The organism is Stenotrophomonas sp. YJH_SMC_21 (assembly GCF_059369555.1).
Window position 1 is genome coordinate 17,395 of sequence record NZ_JCAFSU010000020.1, and the last position, 16,964, is coordinate 34,358.

The window sequence follows — 16,964 nt, forward strand, 5'->3', positions numbered from 1 at the left end:
GTCCACATCCACGGTAATCCCGATCACGGGTCCGGCATCTGCCCCAGGCTCAACTGCCACGACACGCCGAAGCGATCCTGCACCCAGCCGTAGCGGTTGCTGAAGTCATAGTCGCCCACCGGCATCAGCCAGTGGCCGCCCTCGCCCAGCACGCGCGCGGCGCGCTCGAACTGCTCGGCGCCGGAGCACTCGACGAACAGCGAGATCGACGGGCTGAAGGTGAAATCGTGCACGTCCAGGCTGTCAAAGCACAGGTAGTGGGTGCCACCGAGCAGGAAGATGGCCTGTCGGACCTGCCCGGGCACGCCGGCACCGGCGCCGTCCGGATGGCGCTGCATTGCCAGCAGGCGGAAATCGGCGAAGGCCTCGGCGTACAGGGCCAGCGCGGCCTCGGCCTGGCCGGTAAACATCAGGAAGGGGCGACTGCGCAGCATGCGGTACTCCCGGTCGACGGGCCGATGACGGCCCACACGATCAGGATGGCACGGCAGATGTGCAGCCCCCGTGGTAGTGCCGGCCGCTGGCCGGCAGCTTCAGTCACGCCTCGCGCATGCGCCGTGCGATGGCGCTGCCGGCGGCGATCGTGGCGGTCAGCGCCACCATCGACAGGAACTGCAGGCGGGTGTGCGACTCGCTCAGCAGCAGGCCGAAGATCAGCGCCAGGATCGCCAGCGCGCAGCAGGTCAGCCACGGGAAGCCCGCCATGCGGAACGGCAGCCGGGTACCCAGGCGATCCGCGCGGCGGCGCAACACCAGTTGCGAGACCAGCGACAGCGTCCACACCAGCAGGCAGGTGGAACCGACGATGTTCAGCAGCACCGGCAGCACCCGGTCCGGGAACAGCAGTTCCATCACCGTGGCGGCGAAACCGAACAGCACGCTGGCCAGCACGGCAATCACCGGCACCTGGCGCGGATCGGTCCAGCCCAGCACGGCCGGGGCTTCGCGGCGCTGCGCCAGTGAATACATCATGCGCGAGGCGCCGTAGAGGTTGGCATTGAGTGCCGACAGCAGCGCGATCACCGCGATCAGGGTGATGGCGGTGCCGGCGCCCGGAATACGGGCAATGTCCAGCACGGCGGCGAACGGCGACTTCAACGCTTCGCTGGTCCACGGCACGACGGCGATGATCACGCTCAGCGAGCCGATGTAGAACACCAGGATGCGCCACGCCACGGTGCGGATGGCACGGGCGATGCTGCGCTCCGGATCTTCGGTCTCCGCCGCCGCAACGGCCACGATCTCGGTGCCACCGAAGGCAAAAACGACAACCAGCAGTGCAGCGCCAATACCCGCCAGGCCCTTCGGCGCGAAGCCACCATGCTCGGTGAAGTTGCTCAGGCCCGGCGAGGTCACCTGCGGCAGCCAGCCCATCAGCAGCGCCACGCCGATGGCGATGAAGGCCAGGATCGCCGCCACCTTGAGGATGGCGAACCAGAATTCGAACTCGCCGAAGTTCTTCACCCCGAGCAGGTTGATCGCGGTGAAGAACAGCATGAAGGCCAGCGCCGCCATCGGTACAGGTACTGCTGGCCAGACCGTGGCCAGCAGCCCGGCCGCTCCCACCGCCTCGGCGGCGATCACGATCACCAGCTGCACCCACCACAACCAGCCGACGGTGGCACCGGCGGTGGCGCCCATGGCATCGGCGGCATAGACCGAGAACGCGCCACTGGTCGGTTTGGCCGCCGCCATTTCGCCCAGAGCGTTCATCACGATGATCACCAGCGCGCCGGCGACCAGATACGACACCAGGACCGCCGGACCGGCCGCCTGCACACCCACGCCCGAGCCGAGGAACAGGCCGGCGCCGATGGCGCTGCCCAGGCCCATCATGATCAGCTGGCGGGGCTTGAGCGAATGTCCGAGGCGGGACGGCGAAGCGGTCGGAATCGAGTTGGGCATCGGCAGGGCTGGCGGCGGGCTACAGGGGCGACACCTTACCCTGTCCCATGCCCGCGGGGATAGGCACAGCGCAGCAGGCGGCTCAGGCCAGTGCCGGCTCTCCGACACTGCCACCAATACGGGCACGGTAGGCACGCGGCGAGAAACCGGTTTCAGCCTTGAACTTGCGGGTAAAGGCGCTCTGGTCGCTGAAACCGCAGGCCTGGCCGATGCTGGCGATGCTCTCGTCACCGTGCAGCAGGTGCATGGCCATCTGGATCCGCAGCCGGGTCAGCACCTGCTGCGGGGTCATCTGGAACACCTTGCGGAAGCTGCGCTCCAGCTTGGACAGCGAAAAGCCGGTGATGTCCAGCAGGGTCTGCATGCGCACGTTCTCGGCGTAGTGCGCGTTGAGGTGGGCCAGCGCCAGCCGCAGCTGCTCGTACTGGGTACCCAGGCTGTCCTTCTGGCCAAGGTCGCGGGAAATGCCGATCAGGCCCTCGATGGCCCCATCGACCACCAGCGGACGCTTGCAGGTCAGGCACCAGCCCGGTTCGCGGTTGGCGAACAGGTGCAGCTCCATCAGATTCTCGATCACCTCACCGGCCAGCACGCGGGCGTCCTGGTCCACGTAGTCGGCGCTCAGCCCGGTCGGGTAGATCTCCGCCGCGGTACGCCCGATCACGTCCTTGCGGGCGCGCAGGCCCAGCCGCCGCAGCATGGTCTGGTTGACGTGGGTGTAACGCCCCTGAAGGTCCTTGATGAAGAACAGCACATCCGGGATGGCGTCGAACAGGGCTTCGATGTCGGCGGGCTCGACTCGCATGGAACAAGCATACCCGAGCCTGCTTTTGCCTGTACGTTCACCTTTGCCGGACCTCGGTTTAACGGGCCCGGTTCCAGTGTCGTGGTTCTCTTTGAGCATCCGGAGCCAACGTCAATGGCCGCCAGCAAGCCGACCGGCAAGCGCGCAACCACCCACGCCGAGAACCACCACCGCGGCAACGGCGATGAACTGCACCAGCAGGCCGGGGGCAGTCATCCGGCGATGACCACCGATCAGGGCATCCCGGTGGCAGACAACCAGAACTCCCTGCGCCAGGGACCTCGGGGGCCTACGCTGCTGGAGGACTTCATCCTGCGCGAGAAGATCACCCACTTCGACCATGAGCGCATTCCCGAGCGCATCGTGCACGCCCGCGGCAGCGCTGCGCATGGCTACTTCGAGTTGACCCGATCACTGAAGGCGCATACCCGCGCGCGCATCCTGACCGAGGTTGGCGTGAAGACACCCGTGTTCACCCGCTTCTCGACCGTGGCCGGTGGCGCAGGTTCGGTGGACACCCCGCGCGACGTGCGCGGCTTCGCGGTGAAGTTCTATACCAGGGAGGGCAACTGGGACCTGGTCGGCAACAACATCCCGGTGTTCTTCATCCAGGACGCCATGAAATTCCCGGACCTGGTGCACGCGGTGAAGATGGAACCGGACCGTGCCTTCCCGCAGGCCGCGTCGGCCCATGACACGTTCTGGGACTTCATTTCGCTGATGCCCGAATCGATGCACATGATCATGTGGGCGATGAGCGACCGCGCCATACCGCGTTCGCTGCGGATGATCGAAGGCTTCGGTGTGCACAGCTTCCGCCTGCTGAACGAGGCCGGCGAGTCAACGTTCGTCAAGTTCCACTGGCGGCCCAAGCTGGGTATCCAGTCCACGGTCTGGGACGAAGCGCTGAAGCTGCAGTCGGCCGACAATGACTTCCATCGCCGTGACCTGTTCGAGGCCATCCAGCGCGGCGACTTCCCGGAATGGGAACTGGCGGTGCAGTTGTTCACCGAAGAAGACGCCGACGCATTCCCGTTCGATCATCTGGACCCGACCAAGATCATTCCCGAATCGCTGGTGCCGTTGCAGGTCATCGGACGCATGGTGCTGGACCGCTGGCCGGACAACTTCTTCGCCGAGACCGAGCAGGTGGCTTTCTGCCCGGCCAACGTGCCACCGGGCATCGACTTCAGCAACGACCCGCTGCTGCAGGGGCGCCTGTTCTCCTACCTGGACACCCAGCTGCTGCGCCTGGGCGGCCCGAACTTCCACCAGATCCCGGTGAATGCGCCCAAGTGCCCGTTTGCCAATCATCAGCGCGACGGCCACATGCAGATGCAGGTTCCCAAGGGCCGGGTGGCCTACGATCCCAGTTCGCTGCAGGAGGACACCCCGCGCGAGACGCCTGCCGGATTCCGCAGCCATGCCAGCGCCGACGATGGCCGCAAGGGTCGCACCCGCGCGGAGAGTTTCGCCGACCACTACAGCCAGGCCCGCATGTTCTTCCGCAGCCTCGAAAAGCCGGAGCAGGCGCACCTGGCATCGGCGCTGGTGTTCGAGTTGTCCAAGGTGGAAACGCTGAAGGTGCGGGTACGCACCGTCAGTCACCTGCGCAACATCGATGACTCACTGGCGCAGCGCGTGGCCGATGGTCTGGCGTTGCCTGCACTGCCCGACCCGGCGCCGACCGCTACCCCAGTGCGGGACATGCCCCCCGCCCCCGAAGTGCGGGTGATCGGTCGCAACAAACCCACCCTGCAAGGGCGCTGCATCGGCATCCTGTTCGATGAGGGTTCTGATGCCCGGATCATTGCCAGCCTGAGCAAGGCAGCCAGGAAAGCAGGTGCGGATGTGAAGCTGGTCGCCCCCAGAGTGGGTGGCGCCACGCTCAGCGATGGCGCGCTGCAGGCGGCGGATGGGCAACTGGCGGGCACCCCGTCGGCCGTGTTCGATGCAGTAGCCGTGGTGCTCAGCCCGGAAGCGGCGAAGGCCTTGTCGAAAGAGAGTGCAGCCATCGAATTCGTCAGCCAGGCGTGGGCGCACCTGAAGGCCATCGCCAGCGATGCGGGCGGCCAGACGCTGCTGAAGGCGGCAAGGGTCGGCAACGACGCCGGCATCGTCGAAGCGGAAGACGCCAAGGCATTCCTGGCGGCGGCCGCCACCCGCCAGTGGGCGCGCGAACCCAAGCTGCGCCTGCTGGCCTGACTACAACAACAGGAGAACTGTCATGCCCCGTGGTGACAAATCCGCATACTCCGATAAACAGAAGCGCCAGGCCGAGCACATCGAGGAAAGCGAGCGCGAGCGCGGTGCCAGCGAAGGCACTGCCGAGCGCATTGCCTGGGCGACCGTGAACAAGCAGGATGGTGGTGGCAAGCGTAGCGGCAGCGCGCGCAAGGGTACGAAGAAGGCGACCAGCAAGAAGGCTGCCAAGAAGGCGCCTGCCAGGAAGTCGGGCACAAAGAAGGCCACGACCAAGACGACGGCGGCGAAGAAGGCACCGGCTCGCAAGACAGCCACAAAGAAGACCGCAAAGAAGACAGCGGCCAAGAAGGCCGGTACAGCCGCCTCGCGCAGTGCTGCAGCGAAGAAGGCGGCGAAGACACGTGCGGCGAAGAAGACCGTGCGCAAGGTGGCGGCGAAGAAGGCCGCGCGTACCCGCGCGCGCGGCTGAGTCCTTCGATCAGGGCGACAGCGTCCTCATCCACGCGGCAACTTCGGCTGCGGCTGCGTCAGCGCGTGCCTGCAGCAGCAGATGCGGCCCTTCCAGCGAAACATGCCGGGCATCCGGCAAAAGGGCCTGCAGTTCTGCCACGCTGGGCGGCCACAGCAGGCGGTCATGGCACGCGTGCAGGCACAGCGTCGGCACGTCGATTGCCGGCAGCAATGCGCGTACGTCGACGCGCAGGGTCGCTGCGGCGCGTTGCCGCAGTGTGGCCGCCGGAATCCGGGCCAGCGCATCGCGCAGCATCGACAGGTGCTCGCGGGTGCGCCACCGCCCCAGCAGAAGGCGCGCCAGCAACGCCACGGGAGGCAGAGGCCAGGCCGGCGTCAGCAGGGCTGCGCTGGCTGCCGGCAATGGCACCGGCCGACACGCAAAGGTCGCGGCAAGCACCAGTCCGCGCAGCCCGGCGGGCTGTCGCGTGGCCAGTTCAACCGCCAACGGGCCCGAGAAGGACTCGGCAAGCAGGATGAAGGGATGGCCGGGCAGCTGCGACCACAGCCGTTGGGCCAGCGTGGCGTGATCCTGCCCTCCCTGCGCAGGCAGCGTAATCGCCTGCGTCGTCAGCCCATGAGCCTGGAGTGCTGACAGAAACGGGATCGACAGCCTGCCGGAGCCATCCAGCCCGGGCAGCATCAGCACGTGCTGCGGCGTGGGTGATGCTGAATCACAGCCCGGCTTTTCCTCGCTCCCGATTCCCATGTCACCTCCTTTGCTGGCAAGCATCGCCCACATCGGCAGGCAGCGGAACCTCCGCTCCGGCTCTTCTGCTGCTTTGCCGGTCAAGGTTGAGCGATACTCCCCGCTCTGCCGCGGGACGCGGCTGCCAAGGAGAGCCTCTGATGCGATGGACCTACGCGCTGGCCATGATGGCCATGATGCTGCCACTGAACAGTTCCGCCAACGATGGCTGGATAAACGGGGCAGGCAAGGCGATGCCGGAGACCGATGCCATGAAATCCAGCGGTGGCTTTGCGGCATCGCTGCTGGTCACCTCCGATGCCGACTGGCAGGCCAAGTGGGAGACCCCGCCAGAGACCACTCCCGGTTTTACCCAGGCCGACGAAGTCCAGCCGGGCGGTGAATTGTTCCTGCTGACATTCCTGTCCAACCCGCAACTGGATGAGAACCGCGTACCCAAGGTGCACTGCGATCTGCGCATGCTGCGCCCGGACGGCAGTACCAGCATCGACGAACGCGATGTTCCCTGTTTCACCGCTGCCCTGCCCGGCCCGCCAACCCTGTTGTACATGACCAACCTGCACCTGAAGTTCGTGGCCGAGGCCAGTGATCCGAAAGGCACGTGGACTGCGCAGGTGGTGGTCAGGGATCTGCTGCGGAATGTGAGCCTGCCTCTGCAGGCTCACTTCGACGTCCGTTGAACGGAGGCATGCGGATGAAGATGCGGCGATTACTGAGCTGGACCGGTCTTGCGCTTTGCGTGGTCTACCTGCTGTTGACCGCATGGCTGGTTCACGGCGCGCAGTCGGATGCGGACCCGAAGGGGGCCTATATCCTGATGTCGCTCCCCATCACCCTGCAGTCTGCTGCACTCGATGCCATCGGCGCAGGCAGCCTGCTGTACGGCAAACCCTGGTCGACCGCGTATGCAGTACTGGTTCCGCCAACACTGCTGTTGCTGTACGCAGCCGGCTGGCTGATCGAACGCGCCGCGCGCGGCCGCTAGCCAGCGGCACCGACCGGTTGCGTGCATGCGGTGCCCTGCATGCGGGGCATCACATGCAGAGCGTCATCCAACATCCAGTCGCAGGTTGCTTACGCCGCCTGCGCAGGCACGATGGGCATGCGCGCGCCCTGCTCCACCTTGAACACCGCCACCGACGTGGTCAGCGCATGCGCCTGTTCCTCCAGCGCGCGGCTGGCGGCGGTGGCTTCTTCCACCAGCGCAGCGTTCTGCTGGGTCACCTGGTCCATCTGCACCACCACCTGGTTGACCTGCTCGATACCGGCGGCCTGTTCCTTGCTGGCCGCTGCGATGTCGCTCATCAGCTGCGTGGTGCGCGAGCTGGCCTGGGCCACGCGGGCGATCGCGGCTTCCGATTCAACGGTCACCGCCAGGCCACTCTTCACCTTGGCAGCAGCGTCTTCGATCAGCTCCTTGATCTCCTTGGCGGCGACACCGGCACGCTGTGCGAGCGTACGTACCTCGCTGGCGACCACGGCAAAACCACGGCCCTGCTCACCTGCACGCGCGGCTTCAACCGCAGCATTCAGCGCCAGGATGTTGGTCTGGAACGCGATGCCGTCGATCACGGTGGAGATTTCCGAGATGCGTGCCGAGGACTGATCGATCTCACCCATCACCGACGCCATCTGCGCCATCGCCTGCTCGGTTTCGCGTACGGCGGCACCGGCGGCATGCGCTTCACTGTCGGCCTGACGAGCGAGCTCGGCATTCTGGCGCACAGTCGAGGTCAGTTCCTCCATCGATGCGGCGGCTTCTTCCAGGTTGGCGGCCTGCTGCTCGGTGCGGCGCGACAGGTCGTTGTTGCCGGCAGCCAGTTCCTGCGCCGCGTTGTTGATGCTGTCGGCGGCCACCTGGATGCCACGCACGATGCCGGTCAGCTGCGCGGTGGTGGTGTTGGCGTCGTCACGCATGCGGGCGAATACACCGTCGTACTCGCCGTCCATGCGTGCAGTCAGGTCGCCGTGCGAGATCGCACGCAGCACATCGGAGACATCAGCGATGCTGGCCTGCGAACTGGCCATCATGCCGTTGAGGTGCTCGACCATCGCCTTGAACTGGAACTGGAACGCAGCGGCGTCGCCACGCATGCTGAAATCACCGGCGCGCGCGGCCCGGGCCAGTGCGTCGATCTGCGCGTTGATCGCCATCAGGCTCTGCTTCACTGCGGCCAGAGTGCGGGTCAGCGTACCCTTCTCGCCCGGGTAGTCCGGCAGGTCGCGGCTGAGGTCACCGATGGCGTAACGCTGCATCACTTCAGCCATCAGCAGCTCCACCTGCACGTGCGATTCGACCAGGCTGTTGGTGGCCTGCACCATGCGGCCGAAATCGCCGGGGAAGGCGCTGGCGTCCATGCGGTAGCGGATCGCACCCGCCTCGTGCTGTTCGGCCATCTGCAGCTGTGCGCCGATCGCCGCCTGCACACTCTGGCGCACGCTGGCCATCGCCTCACCCAACTGGGTCAGTTCGTCACGGCCGCCGAGGCGGAACTCCTGATCCAGCTGGCCCCTGGACAAGCGCTCGGCCAGGTTCACCGCGCGGGCCAGCGGGCCGGTCAGGCTGCGCCCGATCATCACCGAGGCGGCGATGCCGACCAGCAGTGCAACGCCGCCCAGCACCAGCAACTGCAGCAGGCTACGCTCGCCCAGGCGGATTGCCTCGGCAGCAGCCTCACGGCTTTCCTTCTCCTCGAAGTCCACGCCATCGGACAGCGCCTTGTTCCAGCCGTTGGCGGCTTCCTGCACCGGGCCCAGGGTCAGCGCCACGGCGCCCGGGTAGTCGCCCTGCTCCATCAGTTCGCTGGTCTGCTTGTTGAGCGGACGCGCGATGGCACGCTTGGCGGCGATGGTTTCGGCAATGGCCTTGCCCTCGGCGTCGCTGGGCAGCGCCTGGTAGGCCGTCCAACTGGCCTCATAGCGCTTGACCAGATCGGCGATGCGCTGCTCATCATGGCCACGGTCATCGCCCTGGCGGATCAGCATCTCGCGGCGAACGACCATCATCTGGTTGTTGGCATCGAGCATCTGCGACAACAGGCGCACCTTGGCCACGCTGACATCGACCACCTGCTGCATCGCGCGCTTCTGCACGACACTGGCGGTGGCGCCGGTGGCCACCACGGCCGCAACCAACAGCAGCAACAGGCCAAAGCCCAGCCCAAGACGCCAGGCAACCCTGACATTCCTCAAGTAGTTCATCGGTACATCCAAAACGGGGGGATGTGGCGTTATCGGCGGCCCGCCAGGCAATCTTGATCGCCAACCGCCAACGGCGTGGGGCACCATTCACCTTGGTGAGCCCTTGGCCGGCGGCACCCGCGCGGGGACGGTGGCGCAACGACCCGACTGCTCATGCAGACGTCAGATCTCTTTCACGGCGGCTCGGCGCGGCCTGCAGGCAAGGTGGTGGCGTCATCTGCTGGAGTTCCCAATGCCATTACCCGTGTACCGATCCACCCTGCTCGCTCTCTCGCTGCTGGCATCGCCGGCGTTCGCGCAGGCACCGCCGCCTGGACTGCCCGCCCCCATCGCCGAGAAGGCCGGACCGGACACCGCAGCACGTTCCGCCCTGCATGCCCAGGTGCTGCTGGATCGCGCGAATTTCTCGCCCGGCCAGATCGACGGTGAAGTGGGCAGCAACCAGCGGCGCGCGGTGTCGGGTTTCCAGGCAGCGCACGGCCTGACCGTCACCGGTGAACTGGACGACGCGACCTGGCAGGCCCTGCAGGCTGATACGGTCACCCCCCTGGCCAGCTACACGCTGACCAGCGAGGATGTCGCCGGGCCGTTCCAGGCGGTGCCGAAGGGCCCCGCCGCACAGGCCAAACTGAAATCGCTGGGCTTCAACAACGTCGAAGAGTCGCTGGGCGAACGCTTCCACGCATCCCCTGAGCTGTTGAAGCTGCTCAATCCGGGCGTGGATCTGAGCAAGGCGGGCAACCGCATCCAGGTGCCCAATATCGCACCATCGCCGCTACCGAAGGCGGCCAAGGTGGTCGTCGACAAGTCCGATTCCAGCCTGCAGCTGCTGGATGCGCAAGGCAAGGTGATCGCTCAGGTGCCGGTTTCCTCCGGCAGCCAGCATGATCCGCTGCCGATCGGCGAATGGAAGATCCTGGGCGTGTATCGCGACCCGCCGTTCCACTACAACCCCAAGCTGTTCTGGGATGCGCGCAAGGGCGAAAAGAAGGCGACACTGCCGCCGGGCCCGAACAATCCAGTCGGCCGGGTCTGGATCGACCTGTCCAAGCCACACTACGGCCTGCATGGCACGCCCGAGCCCGGCCATGTCGGCAAGACCGAGTCACATGGTTGCGTGCGCATGACCAACTGGGATGCGCTGCGCGTGGCCGATGCGGTGGATACCTCCGTCCCCGTGGTGATGCAGGAGTGAGCCGATGCGTCTTTCGCAGCTGATCGTGCTGGGCGTGCTGCTGGGACTGGGGGCCGGCTGGTGGCTGCGCCGCGATGCAGGCGAGCCGGTAGCCGCCTCGCTGCCGGAAGCACAACCGGCAGCCGCTGTGGCGCCGGCCAAGGGATCGGTAGCGCCGCTCGACACGGCCCCTGCCCCCGCCGCCATCGCACCGTCAGCCGCGCGGACTGCGGATGCGCCGTCGGGTCTGCTGCTGCCGGTACAGGGCGTCCTGGCCTCCCAGCTGCGCGACACGTTCACCGATGCGCGTAGCGAAGGCCGCGTGCACGATGCCATCGACATCATGGCCACCGCCGGTACGCCGGTGCTGGCAGTGGCCGATGGCACGGTGGAAAAACTGTTCAACAGCGAGCGCGGTGGCCTGACGATCTACCAGTTCGAGCCCAGTGGCCGCTGGTGCTACTACTACGCGCATCTGCAGCGCTACGCCGATGGCCTGGCGGAGAAGCAGGCAATCAAGCGCGGAGACGTCCTCGGCTATGTCGGCAGCACCGGCAACGCCAGTGCCGAGGCTCCGCATCTGCACTTTGAAGTGCACGTGCTGGGGCCGGAGAAGCAGTGGTGGAAGGGGGAATCGATCAATCCGTATCCACTGCTGAATCCGCCTGCTTCGAAGCCCGGTGCTGCCAGCGCCGCAAGGTGAACGTGAACACCGCCAAGGCAGCCCCTGGAATCAACAGGAGCAGTGCCGCCACTTTCCAGAAGAAGAACGGCCACAACCAGACATAATCCAGGTGAGTCAGCTTCAACAGGTCCAGTGGCGGCTGCAGCTCGACGGTGGCCGCGCGATCGGCCAGCGCCGGGTCCACCTCCAGCACGGTTACCCGCATCCATGAGCGGCCGCGTGGCAATGCGTCGCCACGGCCATAGCCGAAGTAGGACGCCATGAGGCCGCTGGACTCAACCGAAGCCAGCCCACGATTGATACCCTGCCCGGCCACTCCCGAACGCTCCCCTGCGCGGAAGTCTCCATGATCGGTCGGAGTTTCGATGCGCAGCAGCACCTCGGGGTCAGCCTCCGTACCGTCCGCGGCATAGCGCAGGTGCAGCCGCAGTTGATCATCGATGAGGCGGTAGACGGTGATCTGGGCGGTTGCGCCAGGGCTCAGCACCAACGGCACCGTCTGCGTGCGCGAAGCCAGGGTATTGGCAGCCGCGCCCAGCACCAGTACCAGGCAGGCGATGCCCCACAGGCTCCACACCATCCACAGGGTGATCCGCACGACCGTCTCGCCCTTCACGCTGACGTCCTGGTCATCGCTTTGCTTCCCCGCTGGCCCTGGCGACACAGTAACGAAAAAGCCCCGCTTGCGCGGGGCTTTTCCTGTCACCTACGCCGGGCAGCGCCCGGCGTTATCTCAGGCAAACGGATCCTGCAGGACCATGGTGTGGTCGCGGTCCGGGCCGGTGGAGACGATGCTGATCGGGCAGCCGGCCAGCTCTTCCAGCGAACGCAGGTAGGCGCGCGCAGCCGGCGGCAGGTCGTCCCAGTTGGTGATGCCGTGGGTGTTCTCGCTCCAGCCCGGGAACTCCAGGTACACCGGCGTGCACTCTTCCCAGCCCTGCGCGTCCAGCGGCGCGTACTCGGTGCGCTTGCCGTTGTATTCGTAGGCGATGCAGACCTTCAGCTTTTCCATGCCGTCCAGCACGTCCAGCTTGGTGATGCACAGGCCGCTGATGCCGTTGATGGCCACGGCACGCTTCAGCGCGACGATGTCCATCCAGCCGCAACGACGCGGACGGCCGGTCGACGCACCGTACTCGGCGCCGCGGTCACGGATGCCCTGGCCGACTTCGTCGTCCAGCTCGGTCGGGAACGGGCCACCGCCGACGCGGGTGGCGTAGGCCTTGGCGATGCCCAGCACGTAGTCGATCGAATCGGCGCCGACGCCGGAACCGGCCAGCGCGCCACCGACGGTGGTGTTGGAGCTGGTGACGTACGGGTAGGTGCCGTGGTCGATGTCCAGCAGCGCGCCCTGCGCGCCTTCGAACAGCACGCGCTTACCCTGCTTGCGCAGGTCGTGCAGGATGCCGGCCACGTCGGACTTCATCGGCTGCACGTATTCGCCGAAGGCCAGCGCTTCGTCGAAGGTCTTCTGGAAGTCGACCGCATCGGTGTTCAGATACTTGGTCAGCACGAAGTTGTGGTAATCCAGCGCGGTGCGCAGCAGCTCTTCCAGCTGCTTCGGGTAATGCAGGTCGGCGATTCGGATGCCGCGACGCGCCACCTTGTCTTCGTAGGCCGGGCCGATGCCACGGCCGGTGGTGCCGATCGCCTTGCCACCGGCAGCGCGCTCGCGCGCCTGGTCCAGGGCGATGTGGTACGGCATGATCAGCGGCGCGGCCGGGGAGATCTTCAGGCGCGAACGCACTTCCACGCCGGAGGCTTCCAGCTCGGCGATTTCCTTCTGCAGCGCGGCCGGCGAGATCACCACGCCGTTGCCGATCAGGCACAGCGCGTCGTCACGCAGGATGCCCGACGGGATCAGGTGCAGGACGGTCTTCTTGCCATTGATGACCAGGGTGTGGCCGGCGTTGTGGCCGCCCTGGAAGCGCACGACGGCGCCGATTTCCTCAGTGAGCAGATCGACGATCTTGCCCTTGCCTTCATCGCCCCACTGGGCACCCAACACTACGACAGACTGACCCATGACGGGCTCCTCGATTTGTTGCGGCCATCGGGGCCGCGGACGGGTAAACCGTGGCAGGGCTGGCCAGCACCTGCAAGGCGGCTCCAAACGGGGAGCGGCCGGCGATGGAAGGCCCAGACACGGAAAAAGCCGAACGGGGAGGCCCGTCCGGCTTTTGTGCATTATCCGGGTTTCCGGGGTCGGGTGCCACCTTTCCGACGGGCGGCTTTACCGGCCGGTCAGCCGCCCCGCCCGGTCGTGCCGGCCGCTCAGGCCCCGCCCGGTAGTGCCGGCCGCTGGCCGGCAATCCCGGGTTGCCGGCCAGCGGCCGGCACTACCCTTTCAATGCCGCACCCACCACAGCAGGCTCAGGCCGGCCAGCAGCACCAGCCCACCGAAGCTGCGCAGGGCCGGGCTGGGCAGGTCCAGCAGACGTTCGGCCATGCGCTTCCAGGCGAACGGTGCGACGAACAGGAACAGGCCTTCCAGCACCGCGACCAGGCAGACAGCGGCAAACAGATCTTTCATGGGGGACTCCGGAAAAAGCACGGGGCCCGGCATATGCCGGGCCCCGTGGGGTACTGCCCTGCGACCTCAGCGGTCGTTCTTCAGGTACTGCAGGAACGGGTCGTTCTTGTCCAGCACGATCACGCCGTTGCCGTCGGTCATGGAGCCACGGTAGGCCTCCAGGCTGCGGTAGAACGCATAGAACGACGGATCGGCCGAGCCGGCCTTGCCGTAGATGCGCGCCGCCTCGGCATCGCCTTCACCGCGCAGGCGCTGGGCATCACGCTCGGCCTCGGCGATCAGCACGGTGCTGTCACGGTCGGCCTGGGCGCGGATGGTCAGCGACTGCTCCTCGCCCTCCGCACGCAGCTTTGCGGCTTCCTGCTTGCGCTGGGCGCGCATGCGCTCGTACACGTCGTTGATCACCTGGCTGTCGGTCGGCAGGTCCACCTGCTTGATGCGCAGGTCGATCATCTGCATGCCGAGGCCGGCCACCGCTTCGTTGATCCCCTTCAGCTGCTCGGCGATCAGCTCGCTGCGGTCGCCGGAGACCAGCTGCTGCAGGGTGCGCGAGTTGATCTGGTTGCGCAGCGAGTCGGTGATGATCGGTGCCAGGCGGGCGTTGGCGATGCGCGGATCGCCGCCGGTGGCACGGAAGTAGTCACCCACGTTGGAAATGTAGCCGATGGCGAAGAAGTCGACGCTGACGTCCTTCTGCTCGGCGGTGAAGTAGCGCGCCGGCGCGGTGTCGAGCACCTGGAAGCGGCGGTCGAAGACCTTCACCGTTTCCACCACCGGCACCTTGAAGTGCAGGCCCGGCTTGATGTCCGAACGCACCACCTTGCCCAGGTTCAGCACCATGGCGGTCTGGTCCTCACGGACCACGTACACCGAGCCGAGCAGGCCCAGCACCACCGCCACGATCACGGCGATCCAGATAGGACTCTTCATCGGCTGCCCTCCTCACGGCCGCTCGGTCGCCCGGTCGGGCGGCCCACCGGCCGGCCCGGATCACGGGAAGCTTCCGTCGCTGCACCCGGCAGCGACGGCATCACCACGTCCGGGTTGGCCACTGCGGCCGGAGCCGACGTGCTCGGACGGGTATCGCCGCTCATCGGCACGTAGATCAGCTGGCGGCCATCGCCACCGATCACCTTGCGGTTCTCGCTCAGTACCTGCTGCACGGTCTCCAGCCACAGGCGCTTGCGGGTCACTTCCGGGGCGTCCTTGTACTGGGCCTGCAACAGGCTGAAGCGCTGCGCGTCACCCTCGGCCTTGGACACCACGGCCTGCTTGTAGCCTTCGGCGGTGGTACGGGCGCGCGAGGCCTGGCCCCGGGCTTCCGGCACGACCTTGGCGGCGTAGGCCTGGGCTTCGTTGATCAGGCGTTCCTTGACCTGCTGGGCACCGTTGACCTCGTCGAAAGCCGGCTTCACTTCTTCCGGCGGACGGGCATCCTGCAGGGTCAGGCCAGTCACGGTCAGGCCGGTCTTGAACGCCTTCAGCAGCGCCTGCAGGCGCTCCTCGGCGGCCACGGCCAGCGGGCCACGGTTGTTCAGCACGGCGTTGAGATCGGCGCGGCCGACTTCCTCGCGTACGGCGCTCTGCGCCGACTGCTCCAGCACCTGGTTGGCATCGACGGTGCCGAACAGGTACTGCTGCGGGTCGTCGATGCGGTACTGGACGTTCAGCGAGACGTTGACGATGTTCTCGTCGCGGGTCAGCACCGGCACCTGGATCGAGAAGGTCTTGATCTCGGTGGCGTTGACCTTGGTGACCGATTCGATCGGCCACGGCAGCTTGAAGTTCGGGCCGGGCTGCAGGATGCGCGAGAACTGGCCGAAGCGCAGCACCACGCCACGCTGCTGTTCGCCGATCAGCTGGAAGCTGGAGAACAGCACCAGCAGCACCACGGCTGCCACCACCCAACGCACGATGCCGCCGTCGAACAGGTCCTTCAGCGGCCCGGGCAAACCGCCCCAGCCACCACCATTGCCACCGCCGCGTGACCCGAACGGCCCGCGTCGATTGTCCTCGGGGCCTTGTCCGCCCTTGTTGCCGCCGGGTGTATTCCAGGCCATGCACGCTCCATCAAGATTTGGGCTGCGGCGCGGGCCCTTCCCGCACCGCCAGCCGTGAAACCATCACCGATCATACAAGATGGGGCGGATCGGCAGGATCGAAAGGGGGGCAACGGGGTAAGGTGGCGTTTTCCTCGAAGTCAGGCAACGCCGATGGCCCCCACCACCCCGTTCACCGCCTTCCGCATCGAAAACGACGACGCCGGCTACCGCAGCGGCCTGGTCCGGCTCGGGGTCGACGACCTCAACCCCGGCCAGGTGCTGATCCGCGCCCACTGGTCCTCGGTCAACTACAAGGACGCGCTGGCCGGCACCGGCAAGGGGAAGATCCTGCGCCGCTTCCCGCTGGTGGGCGGCATCGATGTGGCCGGCACCGTGGTCGCCAGCACCGACCCGGACTGGCGTGAAGGCGACGCGGTGCTGGCCACCGGCTGCGGCCTCAGCGAGACCCGCGACGGCGGCTACAGCCAGTACGTGCGGCTGGAATCGCGCGCGGTGATCGCCCAGCCGGCCGGGCTGACCCCACGCGAGGCGATGGTGCTGGGCACCGCCGGCTTCACTGCGGCGCTGGCCCTGCTGCGCATGCAGGACAACCGCCAGACCCCGGAACTCGGCCCGCTGGCGGTCACCGGTGCCAGCGGCGGTGTCGGTGCGCTGGCGCTGTCCATCTTCAGCCGTGCCGGCTACAGCGTGCACGCGGTCAGCGGCAAGCCGGACCAGGCAGGATTCCTGCGCAGCATCGGCGCCACCGAGGTACTGCCGCGCGACGCGCTGGCCGACACCGGCGCGCTGCAGTCGGCCCGCTTCGGGGGTGGCCTCGATAATGCCGGAGGCGACATGCTGGCCAGCCTGCTGGCGCAGACCGTGCCCTACGGCAGCGTGGTCAGTGCCGGCCTGGCTGCCAGTCCGACGCTGGACATGACGGTGATGCCGTTCATCCTGCGCGGTGTCTCGCTGCTGGGCGTGTCCTCGGCCAATGCGCCACGCGGACTGCGTGAGGAAGTGTGGTCGCGGCTGGGGAGTGACTGGAAGCCGCAGCACCTGGACCGCATCTGCACCGCCGAAGTCGGCCTCGATGGCCTTCCTGCCGTATTCGAACGGATGCTGGCGGGCGGTTCGCTGGGTCGCACCGTGGTGCGGATCGACTGAACGTCGCAGGCAGGCGACGGACGGCAGA

17 protein-coding genes are annotated in these 16,964 nt (G+C 66.8%); 7 read left to right on the forward strand and 10 right to left on the reverse strand.

The genetic code is table 11. The annotated features are described in order from the left end of the window. Positions 1 to 23: 23 nt before the first annotated feature. From AC5P67_RS18570 to AC5P67_RS18580, 3 genes are all read right to left on the reverse strand, one after another. Complete coding sequence (locus AC5P67_RS18570; RefSeq protein ID WP_005410627.1) at positions 24 to 434, reverse strand: VOC family protein; 411 nt, start codon at positions 432 to 434, stop codon at positions 24 to 26. Between the two features lie 103 nt (positions 435 to 537). Continuing rightward, on the reverse strand, positions 538 to 1,905 hold the full coding sequence (locus AC5P67_RS18575; protein WP_005410628.1) for an amino acid permease: 1,368 nt from the start codon (positions 1,903 to 1,905) through the stop codon (positions 538 to 540). An 82-nt stretch (positions 1,906 to 1,987) separates the two neighbouring features. Further along, positions 1,988 to 2,710, reverse strand: coding sequence for a helix-turn-helix transcriptional regulator (locus AC5P67_RS18580; protein ID WP_005410629.1), 723 nt, complete (start codon positions 2,708 to 2,710; stop codon positions 1,988 to 1,990). A 114-nt stretch (positions 2,711 to 2,824) separates the two neighbouring features. Between AC5P67_RS18580 and AC5P67_RS18585 the strand changes: the two genes are divergently transcribed. Then, on the forward strand, positions 2,825 to 4,915 hold the full coding sequence (locus AC5P67_RS18585; RefSeq protein WP_005414177.1) for a catalase: 2,091 nt from the start codon (positions 2,825 to 2,827) through the stop codon (positions 4,913 to 4,915). Between the two features lie 22 nt (positions 4,916 to 4,937). Continuing rightward, the gene (locus tag AC5P67_RS18590; protein ID WP_133050362.1) at positions 4,938 to 5,384 is read left to right on the forward strand and encodes a hypothetical protein; all 447 of its coding nucleotides are present in this window, start codon (positions 4,938 to 4,940) and stop codon (positions 5,382 to 5,384) included. Positions 5,385 to 5,393: 9 nt separating this feature from the next. Here the strand turns inward: AC5P67_RS18590 and AC5P67_RS18595 are convergent, their stop codons facing one another. Then, positions 5,394 to 6,134, reverse strand: coding sequence for an alpha/beta fold hydrolase (locus tag AC5P67_RS18595; protein ID WP_005414175.1), 741 nt, complete (start codon positions 6,132 to 6,134; stop codon positions 5,394 to 5,396). Between the two features lie 140 nt (positions 6,135 to 6,274). Here AC5P67_RS18595 and AC5P67_RS18600 point away from each other — a divergent pair, with 140 nt between their 5' ends. Both AC5P67_RS18600 and AC5P67_RS18605 read left to right on the forward strand, forming a co-directional pair. Next, positions 6,275 to 6,814 (forward strand): hypothetical protein, encoded by a 540-nt coding sequence (locus tag AC5P67_RS18600; protein ID WP_495215069.1) that lies wholly within the window; start codon positions 6,275 to 6,277, stop codon positions 6,812 to 6,814. Positions 6,815 to 6,828: 14 nt separating this feature from the next. Continuing rightward, a complete protein-coding gene (locus tag AC5P67_RS18605) occupies positions 6,829 to 7,119 on the forward strand; it encodes a hypothetical protein (protein ID WP_005410634.1) in 291 nt (96 codons plus the stop codon). Positions 7,120 to 7,208: 89 nt separating this feature from the next. Here AC5P67_RS18605 and AC5P67_RS18610 read toward each other — a convergent pair whose 3' ends face one another. Next, the gene (locus AC5P67_RS18610; RefSeq protein WP_005410635.1) at positions 7,209 to 9,335 is read right to left on the reverse strand and encodes a methyl-accepting chemotaxis protein; all 2,127 of its coding nucleotides are present in this window, start codon (positions 9,333 to 9,335) and stop codon (positions 7,209 to 7,211) included. A 232-nt stretch (positions 9,336 to 9,567) separates the two neighbouring features. On the opposite strand from AC5P67_RS18610, the gene AC5P67_RS18615 reads away from it, so the two are divergent. Further along, on the forward strand, positions 9,568 to 10,530 hold the full coding sequence (locus AC5P67_RS18615; protein WP_005410636.1) for a L,D-transpeptidase family protein: 963 nt from the start codon (positions 9,568 to 9,570) through the stop codon (positions 10,528 to 10,530). Positions 10,531 to 10,534: 4 nt separating this feature from the next. Next, on the forward strand, positions 10,535 to 11,212 hold the full coding sequence (locus tag AC5P67_RS18620; RefSeq protein ID WP_133050360.1) for a M23 family metallopeptidase: 678 nt from the start codon (positions 10,535 to 10,537) through the stop codon (positions 11,210 to 11,212). Here the strand turns inward: AC5P67_RS18620 and AC5P67_RS18625 are convergent. From AC5P67_RS18625 to hflK, 5 genes are all read right to left on the reverse strand, one after another. Beyond that, a complete protein-coding gene (locus AC5P67_RS18625) occupies positions 11,148 to 11,810 on the reverse strand; it encodes a hypothetical protein (protein WP_495215070.1) in 663 nt (220 codons plus the stop codon). The two genes, AC5P67_RS18620 and AC5P67_RS18625, sit on opposite strands and share 65 nt — an antisense overlap. Positions 11,811 to 11,927: 117 nt before the next feature. Beyond that, complete coding sequence (locus AC5P67_RS18630; protein ID WP_005410639.1) at positions 11,928 to 13,220, reverse strand: adenylosuccinate synthase; 1,293 nt, start codon at positions 13,218 to 13,220, stop codon at positions 11,928 to 11,930. A 321-nt stretch (positions 13,221 to 13,541) separates the two neighbouring features. Further along, positions 13,542 to 13,727 carry a DUF2065 domain-containing protein gene (locus AC5P67_RS18635; protein ID WP_005414170.1) on the reverse strand — a complete coding sequence of 62 codons (186 nt, stop codon included), beginning with the start codon at positions 13,725 to 13,727 and terminating at the stop codon, positions 13,542 to 13,544. Positions 13,728 to 13,793: 66 nt separating this feature from the next. Next, complete coding sequence (gene hflC, locus AC5P67_RS18640; protein WP_005414169.1) at positions 13,794 to 14,657, reverse strand: protease modulator HflC; 864 nt, start codon at positions 14,655 to 14,657, stop codon at positions 13,794 to 13,796. Continuing rightward, complete coding sequence (hflK, locus tag AC5P67_RS18645; protein ID WP_133050357.1) at positions 14,654 to 15,787, reverse strand: FtsH protease activity modulator HflK; 1,134 nt, start codon at positions 15,785 to 15,787, stop codon at positions 14,654 to 14,656. The genes hflC and hflK overlap by 4 nt, the downstream gene beginning before the upstream one ends. Before the next feature lie 153 nt (positions 15,788 to 15,940). Between hflK and AC5P67_RS18650 the strand changes: the two genes are divergently transcribed. Further along, positions 15,941 to 16,936 carry a YhdH/YhfP family quinone oxidoreductase gene (locus AC5P67_RS18650; protein WP_005410643.1) on the forward strand — a complete coding sequence of 332 codons (996 nt, stop codon included), beginning with the start codon at positions 15,941 to 15,943 and terminating at the stop codon, positions 16,934 to 16,936. Positions 16,937 to 16,964 lie beyond the last annotated feature (28 nt).

Bases quoted from the DNA above. Each gene is read 5' to 3' on its own strand.
- AC5P67_RS18570 (WP_005410627.1), bottom strand. From the start codon at position 434: ATGCTGCGCAGTCGCCCCTTCCTGATGTTTACCGGCCAGGCCGAGGCC.
- hflC (WP_005414169.1), bottom strand. From the start codon at position 14,657: ATGAAGAGTCCTATCTGGATCGCCGTGATCGTGGCGGTGGTGCTGGGC.
- AC5P67_RS18615 (WP_005410636.1), top strand. From the start codon at position 9,568: ATGCCATTACCCGTGTACCGATCCACCCTGCTCGCTCTCTCGCTGCTG.
- AC5P67_RS18580 (WP_005410629.1), bottom strand. From the start codon at position 2,710: ATGCGAGTCGAGCCCGCCGACATCGAAGCCCTGTTCGACGCCATCCCG.
- hflK (WP_133050357.1), bottom strand. From the start codon at position 15,787: ATGGCCTGGAATACACCCGGCGGCAACAAGGGCGGACAAGGCCCCGAG.
- AC5P67_RS18575 (WP_005410628.1), bottom strand. From the start codon at position 1,905: ATGCCCAACTCGATTCCGACCGCTTCGCCGTCCCGCCTCGGACATTCG.
- AC5P67_RS18590 (WP_133050362.1), top strand. From the start codon at position 4,938: ATGCCCCGTGGTGACAAATCCGCATACTCCGATAAACAGAAGCGCCAG.
- AC5P67_RS18610 (WP_005410635.1), bottom strand. From the start codon at position 9,335: ATGAACTACTTGAGGAATGTCAGGGTTGCCTGGCGTCTTGGGCTGGGC.
- AC5P67_RS18630 (WP_005410639.1), bottom strand. From the start codon at position 13,220: ATGGGTCAGTCTGTCGTAGTGTTGGGTGCCCAGTGGGGCGATGAAGGC.
- AC5P67_RS18650 (WP_005410643.1), top strand. From the start codon at position 15,941: ATGGCCCCCACCACCCCGTTCACCGCCTTCCGCATCGAAAACGACGAC.
- AC5P67_RS18620 (WP_133050360.1), top strand. From the start codon at position 10,535: ATGCGTCTTTCGCAGCTGATCGTGCTGGGCGTGCTGCTGGGACTGGGG.
- AC5P67_RS18595 (WP_005414175.1), bottom strand. From the start codon at position 6,134: ATGGGAATCGGGAGCGAGGAAAAGCCGGGCTGTGATTCAGCATCACCC.
- AC5P67_RS18600 (WP_495215069.1), top strand. From the start codon at position 6,275: ATGCGATGGACCTACGCGCTGGCCATGATGGCCATGATGCTGCCACTG.
- AC5P67_RS18585 (WP_005414177.1), top strand. From the start codon at position 2,825: ATGGCCGCCAGCAAGCCGACCGGCAAGCGCGCAACCACCCACGCCGAG.
- AC5P67_RS18605 (WP_005410634.1), top strand. From the start codon at position 6,829: ATGAAGATGCGGCGATTACTGAGCTGGACCGGTCTTGCGCTTTGCGTG.
- AC5P67_RS18635 (WP_005414170.1), bottom strand. From the start codon at position 13,727: ATGAAAGATCTGTTTGCCGCTGTCTGCCTGGTCGCGGTGCTGGAAGGC.